The sequence below is a fragment of the Mycobacterium sp. E2497 genome (assembly GCF_001668695.1).
Taxonomy (GTDB): domain Bacteria; phylum Actinomycetota; class Actinomycetes; order Mycobacteriales; family Mycobacteriaceae; genus Mycobacterium.
In genome coordinates this window covers 68849-87422 of sequence record NZ_LZKD01000242.1, presented here as the reverse complement: position 1 = coordinate 87422, position 18574 = coordinate 68849, and the positions used below count along the sequence as shown (strand labels likewise).

11 protein-coding genes and 1 riboswitch are annotated in these 18574 nt (G+C 69.4%); of the genes, 7 read left to right on the top strand and 4 right to left on the bottom strand.

Features of this window, described 5'->3' with window-relative positions:
* Window positions 1-55 precede the first annotated feature (55 nt).
* Entirely contained in the window at window positions 56-6322 is a 6267-nt protein-coding gene (gene pks2, locus A5713_RS23185) for a type I polyketide synthase (protein WP_156751999.1), read from the bottom strand.
* A gap of 461 nt (window positions 6323-6783) precedes the next feature.
* Here pks2 and A5713_RS23180 point away from each other — a divergent pair, with 461 nt between their 5' ends.
* The 4 genes from A5713_RS23180 (at window position 6784) to A5713_RS23165 (ending at window position 13242) form a co-directional block, all read left to right on the top strand.
* Entirely contained in the window at window positions 6784-7908 is a 1125-nt protein-coding gene (locus tag A5713_RS23180; protein WP_067917953.1) for a nitronate monooxygenase family protein, read from the top strand.
* Between the two features lie 201 nt (window positions 7909-8109).
* Window positions 8110-8279: riboswitch (M-box (ykoK) riboswitch) on the top strand.
* Between the two features lie 297 nt (window positions 8280-8576).
* Complete coding sequence (locus tag A5713_RS23175) at window positions 8577-8828, top strand: Rv1535 family protein (protein ID WP_068098518.1); 252 nt, start codon at window positions 8577-8579, stop codon at window positions 8826-8828.
* A 332-nt stretch (window positions 8829-9160) separates the two neighbouring features.
* A complete protein-coding gene (ileS, locus tag A5713_RS23170; RefSeq protein ID WP_068098531.1) occupies window positions 9161-12286 on the top strand; it encodes an isoleucine--tRNA ligase in 3126 nt (1041 codons plus the stop codon).
* A gap of 95 nt (window positions 12287-12381) precedes the next feature.
* Window positions 12382-13242, top strand: a complete 861-nt coding sequence (locus A5713_RS23165) for a DUF559 domain-containing protein (RefSeq protein WP_068098517.1) — start codon at window positions 12382-12384, stop codon at window positions 13240-13242.
* Between the two features lie 49 nt (window positions 13243-13291).
* Here A5713_RS23165 and A5713_RS23160 read toward each other — a convergent pair whose 3' ends face one another.
* Window positions 13292-13801 (bottom strand): hypothetical protein, encoded by a 510-nt coding sequence (locus A5713_RS23160; protein WP_068098516.1) that lies wholly within the window; start codon window positions 13799-13801, stop codon window positions 13292-13294.
* Window positions 13802-13848: 47 nt separating this feature from the next.
* Here A5713_RS23160 and A5713_RS23155 point away from each other — a divergent pair, with 47 nt between their 5' ends.
* Window positions 13849-15246 carry a DNA polymerase IV gene (locus A5713_RS23155; protein WP_197516459.1) on the top strand — a complete coding sequence of 466 codons (1398 nt, stop codon included), beginning with the start codon at window positions 13849-13851 and terminating at the stop codon, window positions 15244-15246.
* Here A5713_RS23155 and A5713_RS23150 read toward each other — a convergent pair.
* Window positions 15211-16137 (bottom strand): asparaginase, encoded by a 927-nt coding sequence (locus A5713_RS23150; protein WP_067917958.1) that lies wholly within the window; start codon window positions 16135-16137, stop codon window positions 15211-15213. The genes A5713_RS23155 and A5713_RS23150 overlap by 36 nt on opposite strands.
* Window positions 16138-16207: 70 nt before the next feature.
* Between A5713_RS23150 and lspA the strand changes: the two genes are divergently transcribed.
* Window positions 16208-16795 carry a signal peptidase II gene (lspA, locus tag A5713_RS23145; RefSeq protein ID WP_082973115.1) on the top strand — a complete coding sequence of 196 codons (588 nt, stop codon included), beginning with the start codon at window positions 16208-16210 and terminating at the stop codon, window positions 16793-16795.
* Complete coding sequence (locus tag A5713_RS23140; RefSeq protein ID WP_068098513.1) at window positions 16792-17718, top strand: RluA family pseudouridine synthase; 927 nt, start codon at window positions 16792-16794, stop codon at window positions 17716-17718. The genes lspA and A5713_RS23140 overlap by 4 nt, the downstream gene beginning before the upstream one ends.
* Here the strand turns inward: A5713_RS23140 and A5713_RS23135 are convergent, their stop codons facing one another.
* Window positions 17719-18477, bottom strand: a complete 759-nt coding sequence (locus A5713_RS23135; protein WP_068098530.1) for a class I SAM-dependent methyltransferase — start codon at window positions 18475-18477, stop codon at window positions 17719-17721.
* Window positions 18478-18574: the final 97 nt, after the last annotated feature.

Sequence of the window (18574 nt, the reverse complement as noted above, 5' to 3'; positions counted from 1 at the left end):
TGCCGCGCCAGCCGCCGCGTTCGGCGGATACTGCGATGTCAATCAACCCGGCATGTCATGGTGGTGCGATCTCCGCCAAGGTGTCGCACAGGTGGGCGGCCAAACCCCGAATGGTGGTGATGTCGGTGGATTTGATCCGTACTCCTGCTTCGGCTTCGATTCGCGTGCGCAATTCGAGGTTGCCCAACGAGTCGAGCCCGTACTCCGACAGCGGACGGTCCGGGTCAACGGCGCGGCGCAGAATCAAGCTGACCTGCTCGGAGACCATGCGGCGCAGCCGCGTGGCCCACTGGTCGTGGGGCAACGTATTCAGCTCAGCGAGCAGTTTCGTTGCGCCCGTGGGGGTTTGACCTGTCAAATCGAACGCTTCAGCGAACCGGCTGCGTTGTGCAAACGCAGCCAACCACGGTGCGTCGATGACCGGCGCGTACCCGGTGTATGCGCGGTCGTGGCGCAGCAGTGCCTGGAAGGCGTGGGCGCCCTCGTCGGGAGTGATGGCGGCGCCGGCGTCTTCTGCGAATGTTGTGGCGCGCCCGAGCTCACCCCAGGCGCCCCACGCGATTGAAGTCGCAGGAAGGCCCTGGGCCCGTCGCCAGTGGGTGAAGGCGTCCAGCCAGCTGTTCGCCGCGGCGTAGGCGCCTTGACCCGGCGAACCTACCAGTGCGGCCGCCGAGGAGAACGAGCAGAACCAGTCCAGTGGCTGGTCAGCCGTGCTCCGGTGCAAATTCCAGGCGCCGTCGACCTTAGGCGCCCAGCAGCGATCCAGGAGGTCGTCGGTGATGCCGCTCAGCATGGCGTCTTCTACGACCGCCGCGGCGTGCAGCACGCCCCGCACCGGAAGCCCGGTGGCAGTGGCCACCGCCACCAACCGCTCCGTTGTGCCCGGCTGGGCGATGTCGCCGCATTCCACGACGATGTCCGATCCGATCCCCCGGACCAGCTCGATCGTCTCCCGAGCCCGCTGGTTCGGCATCGAGCGCGAGTTGAGCACGATGCGGCCGCAGCCCGCCGCGGCCAGTTCTTCCGCGAGGAACAGCCCGATGCCACCGAGGCCGCCGCTGATGATGTAGGAACCGTCGGGGCGGAATACCCGAACGTCTTCCGGGGGCAGGACCGCGCTGCTCTTCCCGGCGCGGACAACGTCGAGGACAAGCTTGCCGGTGTGTTCGGCGGCGCTCATCACCCGGATGGCGGTGGCGGCATCGGTCAGGGGGTAGTGCGTGCTCTCGGGCATCGGCAGCAGACCGTCGGCGGTGAGCTTGTACACCGTGTCCAGCAGCTCCCGGACCCGCCCCGGATGGGTGAGCGACATCAGTCCCAGGTCGACGGCGTAGAACGTGAGGTTGCGACGGAACGGGAACAGTCCCAGCCTGGTGTCGCCGTAGATGTCCCGCTTGCCGATCTCGACGAACCGTCCGCCCGGCGCCAGCAGCTTCAGTCCGGCCAACTGCGCGGCGCCGGTCAACGAGTTGAGCACGACGTCGACGCCGCACCCAGCGGTGTCGCGGCGGATCTGTTCGGCGAACTCGACGCTGCGGGAGTCATAGACATGCTCAATGCCCATGTTCTGCAGAATGTTTCGACGCTTGGCGCTGCCGGCGGTGGCGAAGATCTGCGCTCCCGCTGCGCGGGCGATCGCGATCGCGGCCTGTCCCACCCCGCCGGTCCCGGAGTGGATCAACACCTTTTCACCGGCCTTGATGCGGGCCAGATCGTTGAGGCCGTACCAGGCGGTGGCGTGCGCTGTGGTCACCGCGGCCGCCTGCGCGTCGGTGAGCCCGGGCGGCAGCGTCACCGCCACGCCGGCGTCACACGTGACGAACGTGCTCCAGCAACCGTTGGGGGAGAGGCCGCCGACGCGGTCGCCGACCTTGTGCGCGGTGACATCGGGTCCGACCGCGCTCACCACACCCGCAAAGTCGGTGCCCAGCTGCGGCAACCGCCCCTCGAAGCTGGGGTGCCGGCCGAAGGCGAGCAGCACGTCGGCGAAGTTGATGCTGGACGCGGTGACCGCTACCTCGATCTGTCCCGGCCCGGGCGGAATCCGTTCATACGCAACGAGTTCCATGCTCTGCAGGTCACCGGGGGTGCGGATGTGCAGGCGCATGCCGTCGTGCCGATGGCTGACTACAGTGGTCCGCCGTTCCTCTGGGCGTAGCGGACTGAGCCGTAGCCGCGCCGCGAACCAGTCGCCCTCTCGCCAGGCCGTTTCGTCCTCTTCCGATCCGCTCAGTAGCTGGCGCGCGATCTGCTCGACGCCGGTGCGCTCGTCAGTGTCGATGTGGGTGGCGCGCAAATGCGGATATTCGGTGCCGATCACCCGCAGCAGGCCGCGCAAGCCGCCCTGCTCGAGATCCGCGCAGTCCGCGGCTAGCACCGTCTGGGCGTTCCTGGTCACGACATACAGCCGCGGCGGCTCGCCGGGCAGGTCTGCCAGCTCGCGGACGATCCGCACCGCATGGCGGACGTACTCGCCGGCGCGGGCGGTGCACTCGCCGCCGGGGTCGCCGTCCTTCGGGCCGGTGAGCACGACCGCACCGGTAAACCGGCCGGCACCGGGCTGATCGCGCAGCACCTCGGCGTCGGCAAGGCGGTTGGCACGCTGCGACCAGCCGATGGTCGTGCATTCACCGCCTTGCAGCTTCAGCGAGTCGGTCAGCTCGGCGGCCACGACATCCGCCGTGGCGGAGGCGCTGACCAGCAGCCATCTTCCGGCGTCGACCTGATCCCCCTCGGGCAGCTGTTGCCGTTGCCATTCGACGGTCAGCAGTCGCGCGCTCAGCACGCGGTCGCGGTCTGTCCCCCCAGCGGCCCCGGTGCCGATTTGCAGCCCCTGCATGCTCATTAGGACCGTGCCCTGATCGTCGAGCACATCGAGGTCGGCCTCGAATCCGGTCTCGTCGACGCTGGTGACCCGCGTATAGCAGTAGTGGGCGGTTCGGGCGGAAGCGTAGGCGCGGATCCGGCGCACGCCCAACGGCAGGAGCAGACCGCCGCTACCCGCGTTCTGCGCCCTGGAGGCCGCCCCGATCGACTGGAAGCAAGCATCCAGGAGGGCGGGGTGAATCCGGTAGGCGCTCTGCTCTGAGCGGACCGACCCCGGCAACGCGACCTCGGCCAGCACCGTGCTGACGGTCCCCACCGGAGTTCGCGCCGCGGTCAGTCCGGTGAAAGCGGGGCCGTACTGGACACCGTGTTCGTCGAACCGCTTCCGCATCTCGGCGCCCTCGATGCGGCATGGGTGGGCCGCGAGCAGGGTGGTCACGTTGTATGTCGGTGGTTCCTCCTCGATCGCCGCCGCGTGTAGGACCGCGGTGGCCCGCCGGACCCGTTCGTTTTCCTGGAAGGTCTCGACGGCGAAGTCGGCGGCATGGGGCGATGTCACCGTGGCGAGCGCCGATAGCGGTGTGTCGCGATCCGCCAACAACATCTCCTCGAAGCGGACGTCGCGGACCTCGGCAGCGTCGCCGAGGACGGTGCGTGCCGCGGTCAGTGCCATCTCGCAGTAGGCGGCCCCGGGAAGAGCCGCCACTTCGTGTATCCGGTGATCGGTCAACCAGGGCAGCACCGCGGTGCCGACCTCGGCCTGCCAGGCATGGCGCTCCGGCTCCTCCGGCAGGCGCACATGAGCGCCCAATAACGGATGTACGGCGACGATGGACCCGGCCCGCGACCGATCGTCGTGACCGTCGCGGCCGAGGAGCAGCTGACGGTGCGTCCACGAGGGCAGCGGTACGTCCAGCAGGTTGCCGGTGGGGTAGAGCACCGAGAAATCCACCGCGGCGCCCACGCTGTGCACGGCGGCCAGCAGACCGCGCATACCGTGCGGCAGTGACTGCTCGCGTCGCATCGCGGCCAATGCGGCCACCGGCGTGTCGAGGCTGGCGGCGGTCTGCTCAACGGCGTAGGTCAGCAGCGGGTGTGGTGAGAGTTCGACGAATACGCGATGCCCGTCTTCCAGCGCGGCCTGCACCGCCGCGCCGAATCGCACCGCGTGACGCAGATTGTCCAGCCAGTAATCGGCGTCGCACACCGGCTCCTCGCGGGGGTCGAACAGGGTCGCCGAATAAAACGGCACCTCGGGTGTCTTCGGATTGAGCTCCCCGAGGACGTCGTACAGCTCGTCGAGGATCGGATCGACTTGAGGCGAATGAGAGGCGACATCAACGGCGATCTCGCGAGCCAGAACGTCACGTGCCGTCCACGCCGCGACCAGCTCCCGGACCGTGGGAATGGCGCCGCCGATGACCGTGGACGACGGTGAGGCCATCACGGCGACCACGACGTCGTCGATGCCGCGCGCCATCAGTTCTGAGAGCACCTGCGGGGCGGGCAGTTCCACCGAGGCCATCGCGCCGGCACCTGCGATGCGCGACATCAGTCGTGACCGGCGGCAAATGACACGCAACCCGTCTTCCAGCGACAGCGCTCCCGCGACCACCGCGGCGGCCGTCTCGCCGAGGGAATGTCCGACGACCGCGCCGGGCCGCACGCCGTAGGAGTTCAGGGTGGCGGCCAGGGCGACCTGCATGGTGAAGATGGTCGGTTGTACTTTGTCGATGCCGGTGAGGGACTGCGGCGACGACATCGCCTCGGTCACCGAAAACCCGGACTCGCGCACTATCAGCGGCTCGACTTCTGCGACGGTGGCGGCAAACACCGGCTCGCTGGCCAGCAGGTCAGCACCCATGCGAGCCCACTGCGAACCCTGTCCGGAGAACACCCACACCGGCCCACGGTCACCGCGTCCGAGCGCCGCCTGAAATGGCGTCTCGCTGCCGGCGACCTCATGCAGCGCTACGGCCAGGTCCTGGGTACTGCCGGCCACCACGACCGTGCGCACCGGCCGGTGGGCCCGCCGCCGCGCCAGCGTGTAGGCCACATCCGACAGCTTGACCGAGTCGGCGCGCTCTTGTATCCAGCCGGCCAGCCGCTTGGCGGTATCCCGCAGGCCGTCCGCGGAGCCGGCTGACAACGCGAACAACTCCGGACCCGCCGCCGCGGATCCGGAGTTTCCTGCGGCAGTGGTCTCGGGAGCTTGCTCCACAATGGCGTGGGCGTTGGTTCCCGACACGCCGTACGACGACACCGCCGCCCGCCGGGGTTCGGCGCTGTTGCTTGGCCAAGGTGTAATCGCCTGTGGCACAAAAAGATTGGTCTCAATCTGGGCCAGGTCATCGGGCAGGCGGGCGAAGTGCAGATTCTGCGGGATCTCACCATTTTGCAGGGCGATGATCGTCTTGATCAGACCCAATGTTCCTGCGGCGGACTGGGTATGGCCGAAGTTGGTCTTCACCGACGTCAGGGCGCACGGGCATTCGACACCGTAAACCTCAGCCAGACTGGCGTATTCGATCGGGTCGCCCACCGGAGTGCCGGTGCCATGCGCCTCCACCATGCCTACGGTGCCGGGGTCAACGCCCGCCGCGGCCAGCGCCGCCCGGTACACCGCGGTCTGCGCCGTGTGCGACGGTGTCGCAAGGCTCGCGGTGTGGCCATCTTGGTTGACGGCCGTACCGCGCACCACAGCCAGAATCCGGTCACCGTCGCGCAGCGCATCCGGCAACCGTTTGAGCAACACCACGGCACAGCCCTCGGAGGACACGAATCCGTCCGCCCCGACGTCGAAGGCGCGACAACGTCCGGTCGCGGAGAGCATGCCCTGCGCCGAACCTGCGGCGAGCTTCCGCGGTTCCAACAACACCGTGGCGCCTCCCGCCAGCGCCAGGTCGCTTTCGCCGTCGTGCAGGCTGCGGCATGCCAAATGCACGGCGACCAGCCCGGACGAGCATGCGGTGTCCACCGTGAGCGCCGGCCCGTGTACCCCCAGGGCGTAGGCGATGCGCCCGGACGCCACGGCGAAACTGTTGCCCATGAATCCGTACGGCTCATCCAGTGCGCCGGCATCGGCCGTTCGCAACGTGTGGTCGTCATGCATCAATCCGACGAACACGCCGGTCCGCGAGCCGGTCAACGTCGCCGGGTCCACACCTGCGTGTTCGATCGCCTCCCACGAGGTCTCCAACAGCAAGCGGTGTTGGGGATCGATCGCGGTTGCCTCACGCTCGCTGATTCCGAAGAAGTCCGCATCGAAGCCCGCGACGTCGTCGAGGAATGCGCCCCACCGGCACACTGAGCGACCGGGCACGCCCGGCTCGGGATCGTAATGCTCGTCGGCGTCCCAGCGGTCCAGCGGGATCTCGGTGACCAGGTCGTCACCGCGCAACAGCGCCTCCCGCAACTGGGCCGGCGAGTCGATCCCCCCGGGAAGCCGACACGCCATGCCAATCACGGCCACCGGGGTCACCTCTGTTTGGCCCAAGGTCGCTCACCTCCTGCGCGGCGTAAACAACAAAGTCGTCCGCGCCGTTCCCGATCGCAATTCACAAATTGGCTGCTGGCCGAAGTTTCAGTGGTAGCGTCTGAGTCGTCGCCCTCGATGCCGAATCCAACCAGCCCCTGCGAATCAGTCTGGGTAACAACAGGATTCCCCCTTCTCGCACGAAGAGTGAAATGCCTCCGCGCACCGTGACAGATCCGCGCGACCATAAGCCATGCGTTGGGTTGATTAGATCTCGGATCCTACCGATGGGCAAATTGTGCGAGCCCGCAATCGCGCTTTCTTCAGGTGGTCTTCAGAAATGTGACTTGCGGAACAAATTCGGCATTCGCTCGGTGGGGCAAAACGCATCTGGCGGGCCGCATGTGCCGGCTCATCTGCCCGGCAATCGCGGATGGCGGCATGCATTGACATGTCGATCGATACCTCTTTAGCGTCGGGCAATGCGTACCAGAGTCGCCGAAATGCTCGGCGTCGAGTTTCCCATCTGCGCGTTCAGCCACTGCCGCGACGTGGTGGCCGCCGTGACCAATGCCGGGGGCTTCGGCATCCTCGGCGCGGTGGCGCACAGCCCCCAGCGGTTGCAGAACGAGCTGACCTGGATCGAAGAGCAGACGGGCGGCAAACCGTTCGGGGTCGACCTGCTGCTGCCGCCCAAGTACGTCGGTTCGGACGAGGGCGGCATCGACGCCAAGCAGGCGCGGGCGCGGCTGCCCGAGGAGCACCGCGCGTTCGTCGACGACATCCTGGCCCGCTACGGCATCACCGCACCGGCCCAGGAGTTGCGGGCCTCCGCCGGCGGCCTCAACATCTCGCCCAAGGGCTACGAGCCGCTACTGGACGTGGCGTTCGATCACGACATCCGGCTGATCGCCAGCGCGCTCGGGCCGCCGCCGGCCGACCTCGTCGAACGCGCCCACGACCGCGGCGTGCTGGTGGCCGCGTTGGCCGGCACCACCCGCCACGCGCAACGGCACGCCGCCGCCGGCGTCGACCTGATCGTGGCCCAGGGCACCGAGGCTGGGGGACACACCGGCGAGGTCGCCACCATGGTCCTGGTCCCCGAGGTCGTCGACGCCGTGGCGCCCGTCCCCGTACTGGCCGCGGGCGGGATCGCCCGCGGCCGCCAGATCGCGGCGGCCCTGGCCCTGGGCGCCGAAGGCGTGTGGTGCGGGTCGGTGTGGCTGACCACCGAAGAAGCCGAGACGCCGCCGGTGGTCAAGGACAAGTTCCTGGCCGCCACCTCCTCGGACACGGTGCGCTCGCGCTCGATGACGGGCAAGCCGGCGCGGATGCTGCGCACGGCCTGGACCGACGAGTGGGACCGGCCCGACAAGCCCGACCCGCTCGGCATGCCGCTGCAGACCGCGCTGGTCACCGAGCCGCAGGTGCGCATCAACTCCGCGGCCGCGCACCCCGGCGCCAAGGCGCGTGAGCTGGCCACCTACTTCGTCGGCCAGGTGGTGGGCTCGCTCGACCGGGTTCGCCCTGCGCGAACGGTGGTGCTCGACATGGTCGAGGAGTTCATCGACACCGTCGGGCGGCTCGACGGCCTCGTTGAGGGCTGATCAGCCGTGTTTGAGCCGCCTGCGCGGCGGCCCGGCAAACGCGAGGTGAACAACCGGCGCCCAACGGGGGTGGCTATCCGCCCAGCTCATGGCGTCAACCTGACTGAATCCTGTGTGCCCGCCCCGGAAACCCGTAAAGATTGGGAAACGCTGCGCGGAGGAGTTTGACCCTGTCGGACCCGTCGTGCATTATCGGTCGGGTAAGCACCTCGTTAGGTGAGGCGTCTACACGAATACAGGCCACTGACCCCGAACGTCGAAAGACGCCCCGGGTCAGGACAGCTCCTCCCGGCTTAAGGGTTGAGCCCAGGTGGCTTCCGGGACACCGGACACGTCGTGTGGTGCCGAAGCTCTGACGAGAGGGGTGCGGATCCTCCGGCCATGCCGGGTTTTCTGCTCCTCGTGCTGCGCGCAAAAATCGCGTGCGGATCACCGCGCGCGTCGTGACCGCGAGGAGGTGAGGGACACATGAGTTCCAGCGACAGTCCGGGTCGAAGTCCGAACTCCGTCTCGTCCCTGTCCGATCTCCGGCACGACGTTCTCGGCTGAGTCGTCGCAACGCCAAGTGGCTTGTCGGCCAAGCGTTCTCAAGGATCGGAACCGCGACGGGACGGGACACGTCAGTCCAATTAGTCCCCGTTTTGCCGAACCCCGCCTAGGAGGCGACCATGACCGTAGCCCTGCACGACGAAGTGGTGACCGTAGCGCCCGCCCGCACGCTGAGGGTGGTGCGCGACGTCGACGCGACGCAGGCCGCCGTTGCGGCCCCGACGCCCAAGAAGGCCGCCCGCCAGGTCAACAAGCAGCCCCTGCTCGCCGGCGACCCGCTGGTGGAGGGCGCCACCCGGCTGCTCAGTGTCCCGCTGCGCCACGTCTACGCGGCGCTGTGGCGCGTCGGAGTGCTCGAAATTCAGGCCTGATCCGATGGGCAGCGACCAACCAAGGCTCCAAGGGGCTACCCGGCCGCAGGTGTTTCCTGAGGCCAGGTAGCCCCTTGGGGTGCTTCGCCTGAGTAGAATCGAGCCACTGGCGTCGATCCGGCATCACCGGGGAGCCTTCGGAAGAACCGCCGGCTTCGCGAGCCGGCTCAGTAGAACCGAACGGGTGGGCCCGTCACAGCCTTCAACGAGCGGCCACGCGACAGCGTGGCAAGCGGGGTGGTACCGCGGCGCTCGCGCAGGCAGCGCGTCGTCGTCCCCAACAGGCGCTACCAGTGCCCAACGGCGCTGAGGCACAGGAGACGACGCACCACGTGACCGATAACGCTGACGCCACGGCCTACCCCAAACCGGCCGGTGGCGCGCCGGATTTCCCGGCCCTCGAACTCGAGGTACTGGACTACTGGGCCGGCGACGACACCTTCCGGGCGAGCATCGCCCGCCGCGACGACGCCCCGGAATACGTCTTCTACGACGGGCCGCCCTTCGCCAACGGGCTGCCGCACTATGGGCACCTGCTCACCGGCTACGTCAAGGACATCGTCCCGCGGTACCGCACCATGCGCGGCTACAAGGTGGAGCGCCGTTTCGGCTGGGACACCCACGGATTGCCCGCCGAACTCGAGGTCGAGCGCCAGCTGGGCATCAACGACAAATCGCAGATCGACGACATGGGGATCGCCGCGTTCAACGACGCGTGCCGGGAATCGGTGCTGCGCTACACCGACGAGTGGCGGGCCTATGTCACCCGTCAGGCCCGCTGGGTCGATTTCGACAACGACTACAAGACGCTCGACCTGTCCTACATGGAGTCGGTGATCTGGGCGTTCAAGCAACTCTGGGACAAGGGCCTGGCCTACGAGGGCTACCGCGTCCTGCCGTACTGCTGGCGCGACGAAACCCCGCTGTCCAACCACGAATTGCGCATGGACGACGACGTCTACCAGAGCCGCCAGGACCCGGCGCTGACCGTCGGATTCAAGGTGGCCGGCGGTCCACTGGACGGGGCGCACCTGCTGGTGTGGACGACGACGCCGTGGACGCTGCCGTCGAACCTGGCGGTCGCGGTCAACCCCGAGGTCACCTACGTCGAGGTCCGGGCCGGCGAGCACCGCTTCGTGCTGGCCCAGCCGCGGCTGGCCGCCTACGCCCGCGAGTTGGGCGAAGAACCCGAGATACTGGGCAGCTACAGCGGTGCCGACCTGCTCGGTACCCGCTACCTGCCGCCGTTCCCGTATTTCATGGACAGCCCCAAGGCTTTTCAGGTGCTGCCCGGGGAGTTCGTCACCACCGAGGACGGCACCGGCATCGTGCACATGGCGCCGGCCTACGGCGAGGACGACATGGCGACCACCGACAAGGTGGGCATCGTGCCGGTCACCCCGGTCGACTCCAAGGGCCGGTTCGACGCCAGCGTCCCGGATTACCGCGGGCAGCACGTCTTCGACGCCAACCCGCACATCATCCGCGACCTGAAGAACGGCAGCGGCCCGGCGGCGGCCAACGGCGCGGTGTTGGTGCGCCACGAGACCTACGAGCACCCCTACCCGCACTGCTGGCGGTGCCGCAATCCGCTGATCTACCGGGCGGTGTCGTCCTGGTTCGTCACCGTCACCGCGTTCCGCGACCGCATGGTGGAACTCAACCAACAGATCACCTGGTATCCCGAGCACGTCAAGGACGGCCAGTTCGGCAAGTGGCTGCAGGGCGCCCGCGACTGGTCGATCTCGCGAAACCGCTACTGGGGCAGCCCCATTCCGGTGTGGAAGTCCGACGACCCGGCCTACCCGCGCATCGACGTCTACGGCAGCCTGGACGAGCTGGAACGCGACTTCGGGGTGCGGCCGACCAACCTGCACCGGCCCTACATCGACGAGCTGACCCGCCCGAACCCCGACGACCCGACCGGCCGCAGCACCATGCGGCGCATCCCGGACGTGCTCGACGTGTGGTTCGACTCGGGCTCGATGCCGTATGCCCAGGTGCACTACCCGTTCGAGAACCGCGAGTGGTTCGACACCCATTACCCGGGCGACTTCATCGTGGAGTACATCGGCCAGACCCGCGGCTGGTTCTACACGCTGCACGTGCTGGCCACCGCCCTGTTCGACCGGCCCGCCTTCAAAACCTGTGTCGCGCACGGGATCGTGCTGGGCTCCGATGGGCAGAAGATGAGCAAGTCGCTGCGCAACTACCCCGACGTCTCGGAGGTGTTCGACCGGGACGGCTCCGACGCCATGCGGTGGTTCCTGATGGCCTCGCCGATCCTGCGCGGCGGCAACCTGATCGTCACCGAGCAGGGCATCCGCGACGGCGTGCGCCAGGTCCTGCTGCCGCTGTGGAACGCCTACAGCTTCCTGGCCCTCTACGCGCCGAAAGTCGGTTCCTGGCGCACCGATTCGCGTCAGGTGCTGGACCGCTACATCCTGGCCAAGCTGGCCGACCTGCGCGACGACCTCACTCGTGAGATGGACACCTGCGACATCTCGAGGGCGTGCGAGCACCTGCGGCAGTTCACCGAGGCGCTGACGAATTGGTATGTGCGCCGGTCGCGTTCGCGGTTCTGGGAAGAGGACCTCGACGCCATCGACACCCTGCACACCGTGCTCGAGGTCACCTCGCGGCTGGCCGCGCCGCTGCTGCCGTCGGTCACCGAGATCATCTGGCGCGGCCTGACCGGGGGGCGGTCGGTTCATCTCACGGACTGGCCCGACGCCGAAGCGCTGCCGGCCGACCCCGATCTGGTCGCCGCGATGGACCAGGTCCGCGAGGTGTGCTCGGCGGCGTCGTCGCTGCGCAAGGCCAAGAAGTTGCGGGTGCGGCTGCCGCTGCCGAAATTGACCGTGGCGGTGGAGAACCCGCAGCGGCTGGAGCCGTTCGCGGACCTGATCGCCGACGAGCTCAACGTCAAGAGCGTCGAGCTGACCGACGCCATCGACACCTACGGGCGGTTCGAGCTCACCGTCAACGCCCGCGTCGCCGGCCCGCGGCTAGGCAAGGACGTGCAGGCCGCCATCAAGGCGGTCAAGGCGGGGCAGGGCGTCGTCAACCCCGACGGCACCCTGACCGCGGGACCCGCGCTGCTGCAACCCGAGGAGTACAGCTCGCGGCTGGTCGCCGCCGACCCGGAGTTCACCGCGGCGCTGCCCGACGGGGCCGGGCTGGTGGTGCTCGACGGCACGGTCACCCCGGAGCTGGAGGCCGAGGGCTGGGCCAAGGACCGCATTCGTGAGCTGCAGGAGCTCCGCAAATCCACGGGTCTCGACGTGTCCGACCGGATCTCCGTCGTGATGTCGGTGCCGCCCGAGCGGGCCGACTGGGCGCGCACCCATCGCGACCTGATCGCCGGTGAGATCCTCGCCACCAGTTTCGAATTCGGCGCGCCGTCCGACGGCGTCGACATCGGCGACGGCGTGCGGGTCAGCATCGCCAAAGTCTGAGTCGCGAAACTGTATTCCGCGACGCATTTCCCGAGACGAGCCGTCGTTAGTTGCAGTCTCGCGGGCATGTCGGCGTGGCGTGGCACCCTGCCGTCGTGAGCACAGAGCCATTCGTCGGTACCGACGCCATTCGAGCGGGAGCGTGGACGCAACGTGAGCTCCGGCGTTCGTGCACCCGGATCTACCGCAATGTGTACCAGCGGCGCGGTGGCGAATTGACCGCGCGGGACCGCGCGATCGCCGCGTGGTTGTGGTCCGGTAAGCAAGCCGTCGTGGCGGGCACCTCGGCCGCGGCCCTGCACGGCGCCCAGTGGGTCGATCCGCACTCCCCGGCCGAACTGGTCTGCGATCGCACGCGTCCGCCGTCGTTGATCGTCACCCGCAACGAGACACTTGCGACAGGAGAGGTGACGATGGTCGACGGCATACCCGTCACATCGGCGGCCCGCACTGCCTTCGACCTGGGACGGCGACCGGGGTGGACACTCGCGGTGATCCGCATGGACGCCCTGGCACGAGCGACGGGCCTCGCCGCCGAAGACGTGTGGCCGCTGATGGACAAGCACCGCGGCGCACGCGGCATGAAGCAGTTGCGTAGGGTGGTGCCCCTCGTCGACGCCGGCGCCGAATCTCCGCAGGAGACCAGGACCCGGCTGGCGCTGATTCATGGGGGTCTGCCCAGGCCTCAGACTCAGATCGTCGTGCGCAACGTGTGGGGCGCCGTGCTGGCCAGGATCGACATGGGCTGGGAGGAGTGGCTCGTCGGGGTGGAATACGACGGGCCGCAGCACTGGACGGACCCGCGAATCCGGGCCAACGACATCGAGCGCACCGCAGAACTGGAGCGACGCGGATGGCGCTTGATCCGGGTCGGTGCCGACCTGCTACGACACCGACCGGATGTCGTCGTGGAGCGGGCGCGAAGTGCCCTGGCGGCGAGGGGCTGCCCGTGCTGACCGCGAGACTGTAACCAGCGACGTGTTTCTCGAGAAGACTCGTCGCTGGTTACAGTCTCGCGGAGGAATGCGGGCGCAGCGCGCGGTGGGCGTGGGGCCAGAACGGCATGCCTGCCACGACCGTCGCGCCGGTGGCGATGAGTCCGACCGCGACGTCGACGCTCTCGCGGCCGTCACGTGCCCAGTAGACGTCCTTGAGGTCCAACAGCAGCGCGAGCTCGTCGACGATCATGGCGTTCGCGGCGCCGTAGGCGATGGCCGCCGCCGGGTGCCGTCGTTGCCTATCGGTTCCGCGCAGCCCCACGCCGCCCACCGTCGCCAGCATCCCGATGCCGATGTTGTAGTGGTGAAAGTGCTTCCCGCCCAACGGCATACCGCCCCCCGAGGGGCCATGGCCCGCGCGGATCCAATGTGTGAGCGCCCGCAGCCCGGCGAAGGTGAGGGTGAACGACGTCCAGGCCAGCACCGTGGCCTGTTCACCGGGCTGCAGCCGCTCGTTCCACTGATGGCGCACCCGCTCCCATCGAGACTTCGGTGCGTCTGTGCCGTCAGCCTCCATACCCAACGACGCTAGACCCATAGCATCGATGCGTGGAGTCCCGTTGGGTGCTGCACCTGGACATGGATGCGTTCTTCGCCTCGGTGGAACAACTCACCCGGCCGACCCTGCGCGGGCGGCCGGTGCTGGTCGGCGGCCTGGGCGGGCGTGGTGTGGTGGCCGGCGCCAGCTACGAGGCCCGCGTGTACGGCGCCCGCTCGGCCATGCCGATGCATCAGGCCCGCCGACTGATCGGGGTGACCGCGGTGGTGTTGCCGCCGCGCGGCGTGGTGTACGGGGTGGCCAGCCGACGGGTCTTCGACGCCGTGCGCAGCCTGGTGCCCGTCGTCGAACAGCTGTCCTTCGACGAGGGCTTCGGTGAGCCGCCCCACCTCGCGGGCGCGTCGGCCGAGGAGGTCGAGGCGTTCTGCGAGGACCTGCGGCGACGGGTTCGCGACGAGACCGGCCTGATCGCCTCGGTCGGCGCCGGCTCGGGCAAGCAGATCGCCAAGATCGCGTCGGGCCTGGCGAAGCCCGACGGCGTTCGGGTGGTCCGGCGCGCCGAGGAGCGGTCGCTGCTGGGCGGGCTGCCGGTGCGGCGGTTGTGGGGCATCGGGCCGGTCGCCGAGGAGAAGCTCAATCGGCTGGGCATCGAGACGATCGGCAACCTGGCCGCCCTGACCGACGCCGAGGCCGCCAACATCCTGGGTGCGACGATCGGGCCGGCGCTGCACCGCCTGGCCCAGGGCGTCGACGACCGCCCCGTCGCCGAGCGCGCCGAAGCCAAGCAGATCAGCTCCGAGTCCACCTTCGCCGTCGACCTGACCAGCCTGGAGCAGCTGCGGGAGGCGATCGACCCGATCGCCGAGCATGCGCACCAACGCCTGCTGCGCGACGGCCGGGGCGCGCGCACCGTCACCGTGAAGCTGAAGAAATCCGACATGAGCACGCTGACCCGCTCGGCCACGCTGCCCTACGCGACGACCGAGCCCGGCGCGCTGGTCGCGGTCGCCCGGCGGCTGCTGCTCGACCCGCGCGAGATCGGGCCGATCCGCCTACTGGGCGTGGGCTTTTCGGGGCTGAGCGACGTGCGCCAGGAGTCGCTGTTTCCCGACCTGGACCTGATGGGGGAGACGGGCGACGGGCAGCACGTCGAGACGGCGGCCGAGGCCATGTTCGCGCCGGGGCCGGAGGCGGAAGCGGGGTGGCGGGTGGGAGACGACGTCTTGCACCCCGAACTCGGGCACGGCTGGGTGCAGGGCGCCGGCCACGGCGTCGTCACCGCGCGGTTCGAGACCCGCAGCTCGGGCCCGGGCCCGGCCAGGACGTTCCCCGCCGACACCGCCGAGCTGACCAAGGCTAACCCGGTCGATTCGCTGGACTGGCCGGAATACCTGGGCGTCCTGCAGGCCCTGGAAGCGAACGAACCGTCAGCCCCACCGGGCGATGACGTCGCCGACCGGTAGCTTCGCGGCCAGCGCGGCCATCATCAGCACCCGGGCCTGCGGTGGCCGCAAGCCGGGCACCATCACCGCGCCCGCGGCCGCCATCTCGTGCCCGGGCCCGTAGCTTGCACCGACCCGGCCGCCCGGGACGCGGGTGGACACCGCGACCGCGACCCCGGCCCGGCACTGCCGACGCACCGCGTCGACCACCGCGTCGCCGGCGTTGCCCGAACCCAGCGCCTCGAGCACCACGCCACGGGCCCCGGCGGCCACGCACGCGTCCAGGGCCACCCCGTCGCTGCCCAGGTACGCGGCGACGATGTCCACCCGCGGCGCGTCCGCCGCGGTGAGGTCGCCCAGCCGGGGCCGCGTCTTGGTGCCGGCCAGCGTGACACCGCCGTTCACCGTGCCGATCAGCTCACCCGCGAAGCCGGTCAGGTCGTCGGTGGCCACCTTGCTCATCCCCAGCGGCTGCAACACCCGGCCGGCGAAACACACCAGCACACCCAGGCCACGGGCGGCGGGGCTGCCCGCCACCGCAAGGGCGGCCCGCAGGTTGGCCGGGCCGTCGGCGCCGGGCGCGTCGGCGCTGCGCATGGCCCCGGTGAGCACCACGGGAACGTCGCCGTCATGGGTGAGCTCGAGCCACAGCGCGGTCTCCTCCATGGTGTCGGTCCCGTGCGTGATCACCACGCCGTCGGCGCCGCCGTCGATCGCCGCGCGCACCGCTCCGCGGATCCGGTCCCAGTCGGCGGGCATCAGCTGCGAGCTGTCCACGGCCAGCACGTCGACGACGTCGACATCGAGGCCGGCAGCCAGATCGGCCGCGCCATAGGAGGGCCGGTGCACGCCGTCCGCGCCCGTGCCGGTCGATATCGTGCCTCCGGTGGCGATGACGGTGAGCCGGCCCATGGTGAGATCATCGCGCACGCCAACCGCGAACCTCGGCCGGCCCGAGTACGCATTGGGGGATGATGTGAGAGTGCCCGAGGAACCCACAGGATCCACTGAGCCCGTGACCTCAACCGACGAGGCCAAGGACGCGCCCGTCACCGACCCGCAGCGGCCGCCGAGGCGGCTGCGCCTGCTGCTGTCGGTCGCCGCGATCGTCTTGGCCCTGGACGTCGTCACCAAGGTGCTCGCCGTCAAACTGCTGCCGCCCGGTCAGCCGGTGCCCATCATCGGCGACACGGTGACCTGGACGCTGGTGCGCAACTCCGGCGCCGCGTTCTCGATGGCGACGGGATACACCTGGGTGCTGACGCTGATCGCGACCGGCGTGGTGGTCGGCATCTTCTGGATGGGCCGCCGGCTGGTGTCGCCCTGGTGGGCGGTCGGGCTGGGGATGATCCTGGGCGGCGCCACGGGCAACCTGGTCGACCGCTTCTTCCGGGCGCCCGGACCGCTGCGCGGCCATGTCGTGGACTTCCTGTCGGTGGGCTGGTGGCCGGTGTTCAACGTCGCCGACCCGTCGGTGGTCGGCGGCGCCATCCTCTTGGTGGTGCTGTCGGTCTTCGGCTACGACTTCGACACCGTGGGCCGTCGGAGCAAGGCCGACCGTAGCCGATGACCGACCGTTCCATGCCGGTCCCGGAGGGGCTGGCGGGCATGCGCGTGGACGCGGGCCTGGCCCGGCTGCTCGGACTGTCCCGCAGCGCCGCGGCGGCCCTGGCCGAAGACGGCGGCGTCGAGCTCGACGGCGTGCGCGCCGGCAAGTCCGACCGGCTGACCGGGGGCGCGTGGCTGCAGGTGCGGCTGCCCGAAGCCCCGCCGCCGGTGGAGAACACGCCCGTCGACATCGAGGGCATGACGATCCTGTACTCCGACGACGACATCGTCGCGGTGGACAAGCCGGCCGCGGTGGCCGCGCACGCGTCGGTGGGCTGGACGGGGCCGACCGTGCTCGGCGGTCTGGCCGCCGCCGGTTACCGGATCACCACGTCCGGGGTTCCCGAGCGGCAGGGCATCGTGCACCGCCTCGACGTGGGCACCTCCGGCGTGATGGTGGTGGCGCTCTCCGAGCGCGCCTACACCGCGCTGAAGCGGGCGTTCAAACAGCGCACGGTCGACAAGCGCTACCACGCGCTGGTGCAGGGGCATCCGGACCCCTCGAGCGGGACGATCGACGCTCCGATCGGACGCCACCGCGGCGGCGAGTGGAAGTTCGCCGTCACGAAGGAGGGCCGGCACAGCCTCACCCACTACGACACCATCGAAGCCTTCCAGGCCGCCAGCCTGCTCGACGTGCACCTGGAAACCGGTCGCACGCACCAGATCCGGGTGCACTTCTCCGCGCTGCACCATCCGTGCTGCGGCGACCTGGTCTACGGGGCGGATCCGAAACTCGCGAAAAGGCTTGGGTTGGAACGGCAATGGCTGCATGCCCGCTCGCTGGCGTTCGCCCATCCTGCGGACGGCAGGCGGATGGAGATCGTCAGCCCCTACCCGGCCGATCTGCAGCACGCGCTGGACGTGCTGCGCGCCGAGGGCTGATCACCCCGGCTTGCGCGCCTCCACGAGCAGCCGCACCGAGTGCGCGACGAACGGCCCGTCGGCCTCGATCCGCTCGTGCAGTTCACGCAGCCGGTCCCGGTAGGCGTCGACCGTGAAGTCCGGCACCGTCCAGATCACCTTGCGCAGGAAGTAGATCACGGCGCCGACGTCGAAGAACTCGGCGCGCATGCGCTCCATGCGCATGTCGACCACGTCCATCCCGGCGGCCCGGGCCTCGGCGCCCTGGACGTCGGGGTGCAACTCCGCCCACTTCTCCGGCTGTGGGCCGATGAAGTATTCGACGAGCTCGGCCATCGTCGCGGGCCCGATCTGCTGGGCGAAATAGGTGCCGCCCGGCCGCAGCACCCGGGCGATCTCGGCCCACCGCACCGCGATGGGGTGGCGGCTGGTCACCAGGTCGAAAGCCGCGTCGGCGAACGGCAGCCGCGGCTCGTCCCCGGTCACCACGACCACCACGCCGCGGGGATGCAGGCGCTGGGTGGCCAGGGCCGCGTTGGGTGGCCACGACTCCGTCGCGGCCATCGTCGGCGGAAACCGTTCGGCGCCGGCGAGCACTTCGCCGCCGCCCGTGTCGAGGTCGCAGGCGGCCGACGCGCTCGCCAGCCGCCGGCTCATCTGCCGCTGGTAACCCCACGACGGGCGCTCCTCGGTGGCGCGCCCGTCCAGCCAGGAGAAATCCCAACCGTCGACGGGGGCCGCGTCGGCCTCCGCGACGAGGTCGTCGAATGTGCGGGCCATGCCGAGCATGCTAGGCAGTGATCAGCGACGAAGTGAGCGTCCAACCGGTGCGAGTCCTCGAAGCCGTTACTGATCCGATCTTTCGGGTATCGGTCCG